Origin of the sequence: Mycobacterium sp. (genome assembly GCF_036488105.1) — a bacterium.
Classification (GTDB): domain Bacteria; phylum Actinomycetota; class Actinomycetes; order Mycobacteriales; family Mycobacteriaceae; genus Mycobacterium.
This window is the reverse complement of record NZ_DASXHW010000544.1, coordinates 1-9,525: the sequence shown is the minus strand read 5'-3', so window position 1 is coordinate 9,525 and position 9,525 is coordinate 1. Positions and strand designations below refer to the sequence as shown.

The 9,525-nt window shown below is 65.7% G+C and carries 8 protein-coding genes and 1 pseudogene; 3 read left to right on the top strand and 6 right to left on the bottom strand.

The window, feature by feature from the left end:
* A pseudogene (locus tag VGH54_RS30140) lies at window positions 1–133 on the bottom strand (CPBP family intramembrane glutamate endopeptidase); the annotation flags it as partial.
* Window positions 134–208: 75 nt separating this feature from the next.
* Here VGH54_RS30140 and VGH54_RS28615 point away from each other — a divergent pair.
* The 3 genes from VGH54_RS28615 to VGH54_RS28605 all read left to right on the top strand — a co-directional run bounded on the left by VGH54_RS28615 (window position 209) and on the right by VGH54_RS28605 (window position 6,320).
* Window positions 209–2,620, top strand: coding sequence for a CoA transferase (locus VGH54_RS28615; RefSeq protein ID WP_331515540.1), 2,412 nt, complete (start codon window positions 209–211; stop codon window positions 2,618–2,620).
* A gap of 34 nt (window positions 2,621–2,654) precedes the next feature.
* On the top strand, window positions 2,655–4,139 hold the full coding sequence (locus VGH54_RS28610; RefSeq protein WP_331515539.1) for an acetyl-CoA acetyltransferase: 1,485 nt from the start codon (window positions 2,655–2,657) through the stop codon (window positions 4,137–4,139).
* An 87-nt stretch (window positions 4,140–4,226) separates the two neighbouring features.
* Window positions 4,227–6,320 (top strand): NAD-dependent epimerase/dehydratase family protein, encoded by a 2,094-nt coding sequence (locus VGH54_RS28605; protein WP_331515537.1) that lies wholly within the window; start codon window positions 4,227–4,229, stop codon window positions 6,318–6,320.
* Here the strand turns inward: VGH54_RS28605 and VGH54_RS28600 are convergent.
* The 5 genes from VGH54_RS28600 to VGH54_RS28580 all read right to left on the bottom strand — a co-directional run.
* Window positions 6,313–7,545 carry an NAD(P)/FAD-dependent oxidoreductase gene (locus tag VGH54_RS28600; protein ID WP_331515536.1) on the bottom strand — a complete coding sequence of 411 codons (1,233 nt, stop codon included), beginning with the start codon at window positions 7,543–7,545 and terminating at the stop codon, window positions 6,313–6,315. The genes VGH54_RS28605 and VGH54_RS28600 overlap by 8 nt on opposite strands.
* A gap of 8 nt (window positions 7,546–7,553) precedes the next feature.
* The gene (locus tag VGH54_RS28595; protein WP_331515534.1) at window positions 7,554–8,192 is read right to left on the bottom strand and encodes an endonuclease; all 639 of its coding nucleotides are present in this window, start codon (window positions 8,190–8,192) and stop codon (window positions 7,554–7,556) included.
* A gap of 42 nt (window positions 8,193–8,234) precedes the next feature.
* On the bottom strand, window positions 8,235–8,567 hold the full coding sequence (locus tag VGH54_RS28590) for a TfoX/Sxy family protein (protein WP_331515532.1): 333 nt from the start codon (window positions 8,565–8,567) through the stop codon (window positions 8,235–8,237).
* Window positions 8,568–8,578: 11 nt separating this feature from the next.
* Window positions 8,579–8,968, bottom strand: coding sequence for a nitroreductase/quinone reductase family protein (locus tag VGH54_RS28585; RefSeq protein ID WP_331515531.1), 390 nt, complete (start codon window positions 8,966–8,968; stop codon window positions 8,579–8,581).
* A gap of 19 nt (window positions 8,969–8,987) precedes the next feature.
* Window positions 8,988–9,525, bottom strand: a 538-nt coding sequence (locus VGH54_RS28580; protein WP_331515530.1) for a S16 family serine protease, incomplete at its 5' end; no start/stop codon positions are given.

Here is a 9,525-nt window from a genome sequence, read left to right as displayed (position 1 = left end):
GCGCCAGCAAGTTCGCCCCCGCCAGCACCACCACGACGACGGCGACGTCGACCTGGACGCGGAATTGATGCAGCGCCGAGAGCTGGGCGAGTAGCGGGTGCGGTTCCACCGCGGCGCTCTCGTAGCCAGACATCCCACCAGCCTACCGACGCCGTCGACGTCGCACCGGTACCCAAACGTGGCAAACCCAGGCACTACGCTGGCCGGGGTGACCACCTCGGTTGACGACCTGCTCGCATCGTTGCGGGTACTCGACCTGTCTGACGACGACGGCGATGCGGTGACTCGGCTGTTGGCCGACTTGGGCGCCGATGTCCTGAAGGTGGAGCCGCCGGGTGGCAGCCCGTCGCGCACCCGGCGCCCGACGCTGGGCGGCACCGGAGTGCGCTTCGCACTGCACAACGCAAACAAGCGCAGCACCGTGCTCGACCCGGCCGACCCGCGAGACTGCGAGCGGCTGATCGAACTCGCCGGCGGCGCCGACATCGTGGTCGACAGCGGGAATCCCGGCCAGGCCGCGGCATACGGAGCTTCGTGCGAAGACCTGGCCGATCGCTTTCCGCAACTGGTGGCGTTGTCGGTGACCGATTTCGGCAGAACCGGGCCCCGTTCGTCGTGGCGGGCAACCGATCCGGTGCTGTATGCGCTGTCGGGGTCGTTGGCGCGGTCGGGTCCCACCACCGGGACACCGGTCTCGCCGCCGGACGGTATCGCGTCGGCCACCGCCGCCGTTCAGGCCGCCTGGGCCGCGTTAGTCGCCTACTACAACCGATTACGTTGTGGAACAGGCGATTACATTGACTTTTCCCGATTCGAGGCCGTCGTGATGGCACTCGATCCGGCGTTCGGGGCGCACGGCCAAGCCGCCGCGGGCATCCGGCGACCGGACCGGTGGCGCGGACGCCCGAAGAACCAGGATGCTTACCCGATCTACCCGTGCCAGGACGGCTACGTCCGGCTGTGTGTGATGTCGCCTCGACAGTGGCATGGGCTGCGGCGCTGGCTGGGTGAGCCCGAGGACTTCCAAGACCCCAAGTACGACGTGATCGCAGCACGGTTCGCGGCCTGGCCGCAGATCGGCCTGTTGGTCCAACAGCTCTTCGCCGGGCAGACGATGAAAGCCTTGGTATCTGAGGGCCAATCGCACGGCGTGGCGATATCCGCCGTGCTTGATCCCACCCAGATCCTGGCGTCCGACCATTTTCAGGCGGTGGGCGCCGTCGCCGACACTGAATTCGTCCCTGGCGTGCGCAGCCGCATCCCGACCGGCTATTACGCCGTCAACGGTCAGCACGTCGGCTTCCGCACTCCCGCTCCGAGCGTTGGTCACGACCAGGCTCGCTGGCTCGCCGAGCGGGCCAGGATCGCGGTCCCCGGCAGTGCCGGCCCGCGGCCGTTCGACGGGCTGCGCATCGTCGACCTGGGCATCATCGTCGCCGGGGGCGAGCTCAGCCGGCTGTTCGGCGATCTGGGTGCCGAGGTCATCAAGGTCGAAAGTGCGGCCTATCCGGACGGATTGCGGCAGGCCCGGGTCGGCGATGCCATGAGTGAGTCGTTCGCCTGGACGCATCGCAACAATCTGGCGTTCGGCGTGGATCTGCGCGACGAAGCCGGCAAGCAGGTCTTCAGCCGACTGGTTGCCGACGCCGACGCGGTGTTTGCCAACTTCAAGCCCGGAACGCTTACGGCCCTGGGGTTTCCGTACGACACTCTGCGTTCGCTGAATCACCGGGTGGTGCTCGCCGAAAGCAGTGCATTCGGCGACAACGGGCCGTGGAGCGACCGGATGGGCTACGGACCACTGGTTCGCGCCACCGCCGGCGTCAGCAAGTTGTGGACAGATCAACACCCTCAACCGGACCAGACCGACGACTCTCGGCACCGGTTCTACGACGCGACCACGGTCTTTCCCGACCACGTAGTCGGGCGGATCGCGGCGATCGGCGCGTTGGCCGCGCTGATCCATCGCGACCGAACCGGCACGGGTGCCCGCGTGCACGTCTCGCAAGCCGAGGCCGTCGTCAATCAACTCGATGCCCGCTACGTCGCCGACGCGGCACGGACGGGCGATCATGCCGAGTTGGTCGACGACACCAGCCTTCATGAAATTGTTCCGTGCGCAGGTGACGACGAATGGTGTGTTATCTCGATTCGCACCGATACCGACTGGCGTTCGGCCTGTGGGATTTTCGGTCTACCCGAGCTGGGCGAAGATGCGCGGTTCGCGACCGGTGAGGCGAGGGTGGCGCACCGGAAGGATTTGCTCGAGCAGGTGTCGGCGTGGACCCGCGGTCGGACCCCGTCACAAGTCGCGGAGGCATTGCAGGCTGCCGGCGTCCCGGCCGGTCAGATGAACCGTCCGCCCGATGTGCTCGAAGACCCGCAGCTGCTGGAACGAAAGCTGTTCAGCGACATGCGTCATCCGCTGTTCGATCACCCGCTGCCGGCTGAGACAGGCCCGGCGCCGTTCCGGCACATCCCGCAGGCACCGCAGCGGCCGGCGCCACTGCCCGGACAGGACACCCGCGAAATCTGCCACAAAATCCTCGGGATGAGCAGCGAGGAAACCGAGCTACTGATCGACGCTCGAGTGCTGTTCGCATCCACCGACCCCGCCTAGCATTCGCCCGGCACCGACCGCGGAAGGTTCCGTCATGCCCGTCAACCCCAGAACACCGGTGCTAGTCGGCTACGGCCAGGTGAACTACCGCGAGGCGGAAGAGCCGGAAAGCACCCCGGAACCGATCGATCTGATGGTGTCCGCGGCCCGCGAGGCCGCCGACGCGCAGGTGCTCGAGGCCGTGGATTCGGTCCGCGTGGTCAACGTATTATCGGTGCACTACCGCGACCCCGCCCTGCTGCTCGGCCAACGGATCGGCGCCGACCGTTTCAGCACCCGGTACAGCGGCATCGGCGGCAACGTGCCGCAGACACTGGTCAACCGGGCCTGCGTGGACATCCAGGAAGGGCGCGCGAACGTCGTGCTGGTGGCCGGGGCGGAGATGTGGCGAACGCGAACGCGGTTGCGCGCCCACGGCCAACGGCTTGGCAGTACCGAGCAGGACGACTCCGTGCCGATGCCCGAAGGTAGTGACGAGAATGTCCAGATGGCCGGGGCGGCCGAGGACCGCATTGGCCTGGACCGCCCGGCGTTCATCTACCCGATGTTCGAGCAGGCGTTGCGCATCAGCGCAGGGGAGCGGGTCGACGAGCACCGCAAGCGCATCGGTGGATTGTGGGCACGCTTCAATGAAGTGGCGGTGCACAATTCGCATGCGTGGATTCGTAAACCTGTTGCAGCAGAAGATATTTTGCAGGACGGCCCGACGAATCGGATGATCAGCTGGCCGTACACCAAGCTGATGAACTCCAACAACATGGTCGACCAGTCCGCCGCGTTGATCCTGACGTCGGCGGAGAGCGCGACCCGCTTGGGAATCCCGACCGATCGATGGGTGTACCCATATGCGGGCACCGACGCGCACGACACCTATGCGATCAGTGAGCGCGACGAACTGCACCGGTCCCCGGCCATCCGGATCGCCGGCACGCGAGCGCTGGAACTGGCCGGCCTGGGCATCGACGACATGGACTACGTCGACCTGTACTCGTGCTTTCCGTCTGCCGTGCAAGTAGCGGCAGCTGAACTCGGGCTGCCGGTCGACGATCCGGCGCGGCCGCTGACGGTGACCGGCGGGCTGACCTTCGCCGGCGGACCGTGGAGCAACTACGTCGCTCACTCGATCGCGACGATGGCCGAACGTCTGGCCGCCAACCCCGGCAAGCGGGGCCTGATCACCGCCAACGGCGGGTACCTGACCAAGCACAGCTTCGGCGTCTACGGCACCGAACCGCCGTCATCCGAGTTCCATTGGGAAGACACGCAATCCGCGGTTGACCAACTGCCGACCCGGACGGCCGCGGTGCAGTGGGAAGGCGTGGGCACCGTCGAAGCCTGGACGACTCCGTTCGACCGGGAAGGCCGCCCGCAGAAGGCGTTCCTGTCGGTTCGCACCCCCGATGACCGTCGCACGCTGGCGTTGATCACCGACGCCGCCGCGGCCGCGGCCACCGTTGGCGATGACATCGGTGGCGCCAAAGTCACGGTTGCGGCTGACGGCACCGCCACATTGCAATGAGTTATCAGGGTTAGCTGAAAGCCACCGGGACTCGGCTCGCACGACTATTGTCTTTCAATCGACTAGACGCCGTGGAGGTGCTCGGGCGTGCGGATCTTCTTGACCGGCGTCACCGGACTGCTCGGACGTGCGATGGCCAGGCAGCTGATCGCCGCCGGGCACGCGGTCACCGGCATCGCCGCGTATCCACACCACAACCTGCACCCCGATGTCGACTTTGTCTGCGCGTCGCTGGGCGACCCGGTGCTAGAGCAGTTGGCCGGCGCCTCCGATGTGGTGCTCCACCTCACCCCGATCGAGACGGCGATGCCCGGCAGCGCCGGAATCAACGGGTTGGTGCGCGTTGCGCATTCGGCATCTCGTGCGGGTGCCCGGCTGATCTACGTGTCAGTCTCAGCCGGGCAGCCGACGCTGTACCGCCAGGCCGAGACGTTGGTCTCCAGCGGTTGGGCCCCGAGCCTGGTCGTGCGGATAGCACCGCCGATGGGTCGCCAGCTCGATTGGATGATCTGCCGCACTATCGGCAGCTTGCTGCACGGCACGGCGTCGGCCGAACACTTGCGGCTACTGCACTACGACGACCTGATTCGTTTCCTGGTGTTCGCGGTCGCAACCGATAGCACCGGAACGGTTGATCTGGCCAGCCCGGATACCACCCAAATCGCCGCCGCACAGCAATTGCTGCGATCTGTCGGCCAACGGCCGCGGCTGGCCCGCTTACCGAGCTGGCCCGAACTGACCCCGGAACTCGACCTCGCCGCGGCCCAAGAAGCGTGGCGCTTCGAATTCGGTTGGTCCGCAAATGATTCCGTCGTCGATACGGTGCGCGGACTGGCTGGCCGCAGGCTCGACGTCAGGGGCGCCACGGATGTGCCCGAACATCTGCCACTACCGGTCGAGGTCGGCGTGCGAACCGAACCGCTGGACGGCACCGTGTTGCGGTCGGCGTCACCGGATGGGCTGGAGGGCGAGTTCGACGACCGCGCCGACCCGCGCTTTCCGGTGTTCAGCGCAGCACCACTCGCCCAAACTCTGCCCGGCCCGTTGACGCCGATGACGCTCGACGTCCAGCTCGGTGGGTTGCGTGCCGCCGCGCGGGCGATGGGCCCGGTGATGGCGGGCGGCGACGTGATTGCCGAGGAATGGGGGAGTAGGGCGATCGCTGTATTCAGTCACCGTCCCTACGTTGGCGTTTCGGCGAGCGTCATCGCCGCGGAGCAGCTGCCCGGCTGGGATGTCGACGACATCGTGCGGGCGTCGTTCGATGGCTCACATGTCGATTCGTTGTTGCCGATGGGACGTCCGCCGCTGACCGGCGGGCTACTCGGTCCGGCTGCCAAAGCGGTTGTGATCAAACGGGCTTTGGCATTGTTGCGGCACCTGAAGGCCGACACCCACGAGTACGTCGCAGCCGCGACGGCCGAACATCTCGATGCAGCGCAATTGATTTCGCTGTCGGATGCCCAACTCCAGGTGCGGATCCGGCTGCTGCGGGACAGGGTTCATCAAGGTTGGGGTATTTCGGGACGGTGGCTGATCGACAGCGCGATCACCGCAGCGACGGTGGGGCGCGCCGGACTGCAGGTTGCCGTCTCCGGGATAGGCGCATTACTGGAAAGCGATGCGATTGCCGCTGAGACCTCGTCATTGGCGGTGCTGATTCGCGGCGAAGAACAGCTGTGCGCGCTGGCCCTGGAACGCGACCTCGACGGCGTCAGCGCTCGGTCGGCCACCATCGGTGCGGCGTTCGCCTCCGCGGTCAGCCGAATCGGGCACCGGGGCCCGGGCGAGGTCGAGTTGGCCAACCTGATGTTCAGAGACGATCCGGCGATGCTGCTGGCCGCCGCCGGGCGTGCCGCAACCGACGTTCCTCAGCCGATGTCACCTGCGGGGTCGGACGCAAAGCTGTCCGAACGGATGGCGGCCAGTGCCCGGGCTTCGAGAGAACTGGCTTACGACACGACTATCCGATTCACCCATGAACTGCGAATGACCCTGCGAGAGCTGGGTTCTCGTTACGTTGATGCAGAACTCATTGACGTCGCGGGCGAGGTGTTCTACCTCACCTGCGATGAAGCGGTCACGATTCCCTCCGACGCACGCCTGCGCGTCAAACGTCGGCGTGCTGAGCGGGAACGCTTTCAAGGGCAACGCCTGTCCGACGTCATCACGATCAGCTGATCTGCTCTCCCAGCGACGCCTGCGGGTCGATCAATTTATTCAGGTCGACGACGGTCTTATTACGGATCAGGCTCTTGATGTCGTCGAGCACATCCCAGACGTTTACGTTCATTCCCGCCAGTACGTGGTTGTCGGCGTCGAGCCAGAAGGCTACGAATTCCAGGCTGTCGACGTCACCGCGAAATATGACCCGGTCGGAGTTCGGCGCGTGGCCGGCGTATTCCATACCCAGGTCGTATTGGTCGCTGAAGAAGTACGGCAGCTCGGCGTACTTCCCAGGTTCACCGAGCATGCCGGCCACCGCCACGGCGGGCTGCTTGAGCGCGTTGGCCCAGTGTTCGGTCCGGATCCGTTCATCGAACAGCGGATGCTCGGCCGCGGCGATGTCGCCCACGGCGTAGATGTCGGGGTCGCTGGTGCGCAGCGAGGCGTCGACGAGCACCCCGCCGTCGCCGGTCGACAGGCCGGCGTCGTCGGCCAGTTCAATGTTGGGCTGCGCCCCAACGGCTACCAGTACCCGGTCGGCGGTGACCGTCGATCCGTCGCCTAATCGCAGACCGGTGGCCTTGCCGCCGTCGGTGGTGATCTCCTTGATTTCGGTCTCCAGGCGCAGATCGACACCGTGGTCACGATGCAGCTTGGCGAACACACCGCCGACTTGCTCGCCGACGGCACCGATCAGCGGGGCCTTGGCGGTCTCGACCACGGTGACGTCGACACCGCGTTCGCGGGCACTTGCCGCGACCTCCAGCCCGATCCACCCGGCCCCGACGATCGCCAGCGAAGTGCCATCCTTGAGCGCCGTATTGAGGTTCTCCGCGTCCCCGAATTTCCGCAGGTGATGGACGCCGGTGGAATCGGCACCCGGAATCGACAACCACCTCGCCCGTGAGCCGGTGGCCAGCAGCAGCTTGTCGTATCGAACGTCGTTGCCGTCAGCCAGAGCGACGGTGTGGGCCTTGCGGTCTATCGCGACCGCCTCGGTGCCGACCCGTAGGTCGACCTTGTTGTCCCGGTACCACTCTGAGTCGTGGACGGTGAAGTCGCTGAGCGATTTCTTGCCCGCGAGGAATTCTTTGGACAGCGGCGGCCGCTCGTAGGGTAAGTATTCCTCGTCCGCGAACAGCACGACTTTTCCGTCGAAGCCATTCTCGCGCAATGCTTCGGCCGCCTTGGCTCCGCCCAGTCCGCCGCCGACGATGACGAAGGTTTTCGAATCAGCCACTATCGCTCCTATCTGTTCGCTACCTGCTGGCGCACGTCGTCGTCAAGCGATACCCGCACCAGCGCCGCGGCCAGTCGCGCGTTCGCCTTCGGGGCCAGACCGCCGAGCTCTTCGGGGTCGGTTGGCAATCCCAGCGCCTTGGCGGTCCGCATGGCGCGTTTGTCGAAGTGCGGTCGTACCCACGGCCAGACATCTTGGACTTCGCGCAAGAATATGTCGGCTCCAGTGTCACCAATTCCCTTGAACTTCTTCAGCATTCGCTTGGCGGCGTCGACATCTTCGGCTGTACGCCGAGGAATTTCCCGCAGGTCACCGGAGTATTCATCGACGACCCGCTGAGCCATGTCGGTGAGTCGCGTCGCCGAACTCTCGTCGTAGCGCGCGTAGTGCGCGCGGCCGAACGCTGCGATCATGGTGCGCCGGTCGGCGCCCAACACGTCCTTCGGCGTCTTGAGTCCGTCGCTGAACAGCTCACGCCCCGCCCGCATCGCGATCGTCGCGTCAATTGGCTTACTGGCCAGCATGCAGAGCACCAGCAGCTGAAACAGCGGCATCGGCTTGTCACTTATCCGGACACCAGCTTCGGCGGCATACGTGGTCCCGGCGATCTGTAGAAGTCGTCGAACCACCTGCTTGTGCTGGTTCATCATCCAGGGCTTACCCGTAGTTGGGGCTCGCAAACGTCGTGCTTACTTGCGCGGAAGACTCCGCGCATAGTCGACGCCACGTGTCACCCAGTCTGTCAGTTGCCGTTTGGTCTTGACGCCGTCGGCATCGACACGGATCCACCCGCGGACTTCGCGGCCGGCCATCACCATCGGGTTGACATGGGCTCGGCCCAGGAGTTTTTCGGTGTCATCCGGCGGTACCCGCACCATCAGACCGCCCTGTCCGCTGACGGCCACGGACATGTTGCCGTTGATCAGGAACGCCAAGCCGCCGAACATCCGTTTCTCGTCCACGGCGCGCAGCGGGCCGAGCAGCTCGCGAATGCGATCGGCAAGGTCGGTGTCGTAGGCCATGGAAAGTGCGCTCAGTCCAGGTCGACCCGGATTGTCAGCAGGTCGCTGCCCATCAACCGCACCAGAGCACTGTTGAACCCGGGCAGACTGCGCAACCGCTCGTTGACGTCATCGCCCGGCAGCAGGTGAGCGGTTCCGCTGCGCCACTTGCCACGGATGCGCACGCGCACTACCGGATTGGCCTTGATGTTGAGCACATAATGCGAATGGTCGCCATGCTCCGAAACCATCCAGAACTGGTTGCCGATCACCCTTCCTCCGACCGCGGTGTGTCGCGGTTCCCCCGACTTTCGCCCGGTGGTCTCCAGCATGGTCATCGGTGACCGTCGACCAACTGGATTGACCACCAGGCGTTGAGCAGTGTGAACGATGCGCCGTTTGAGCTGTTGCAGGTCGGCCATGTCCGCAGGCTATCCGACATCAGGCGGCAGCGGTGACCCCAAGCGAGGCCGGCTCCAGTGCCTGGACGACGATTTCGGCAACGTCGGTCATCGGTTTGACGTCCAACGCCTCGAGCACCTCGGCGGGCACATCGTCCAGGTCGGGTTCGTTGCGCTGCGGGATGAAGACCGTCGAGAGCCCGGCCCGCTGCGCGGCCAGCAGCTTCTGCTTGACGCCGCCGATCGGCAGCACCCGGCCGTTCAGCGTCACCTCGCCGGTCATTCCGACATCGGCTCGGACCTGCAACCCAGTTGCCATCGACACCAGCGCGGTCACCATCGTGACACCGGCCGACGGGCCATCCTTCGGGACGGCGCCGGCGGGCACGTGGACGTGAATGCGCCGGTTCAGCGCCTCGGGGTCGACGCCCAATTCCTGTGCGTGCGAACGGACGTAGGAGAGCGCAATCTGCGCCGACTCCTTCATCACGTCGCCCAGCTGGCCGGTCAACTGCAGACCCGCTTCGCCGTCATTCGCGCCCGCTTCGATGTAGAGCACGTCACCACCCAACCCGGTC

Excerpts from the sequence above, each read along its gene's own strand:
- VGH54_RS28610 (WP_331515539.1), top strand. The coding sequence starts at position 2,655 with ATGCCCGTCAACCCCAGAACACCGGTGCTAGTCGGCTACGGCCAGGTG.
- VGH54_RS28595 (WP_331515534.1), bottom strand. The coding sequence starts at position 8,192 with ATGAACCAGCACAAGCAGGTGGTTCGACGACTTCTACAGATCGCCGGG.
- VGH54_RS28590 (WP_331515532.1), bottom strand. The coding sequence starts at position 8,567 with ATGGCCTACGACACCGACCTTGCCGATCGCATTCGCGAGCTGCTCGGC.
- VGH54_RS28585 (WP_331515531.1), bottom strand. The coding sequence starts at position 8,968 with ATGGCCGACCTGCAACAGCTCAAACGGCGCATCGTTCACACTGCTCAA.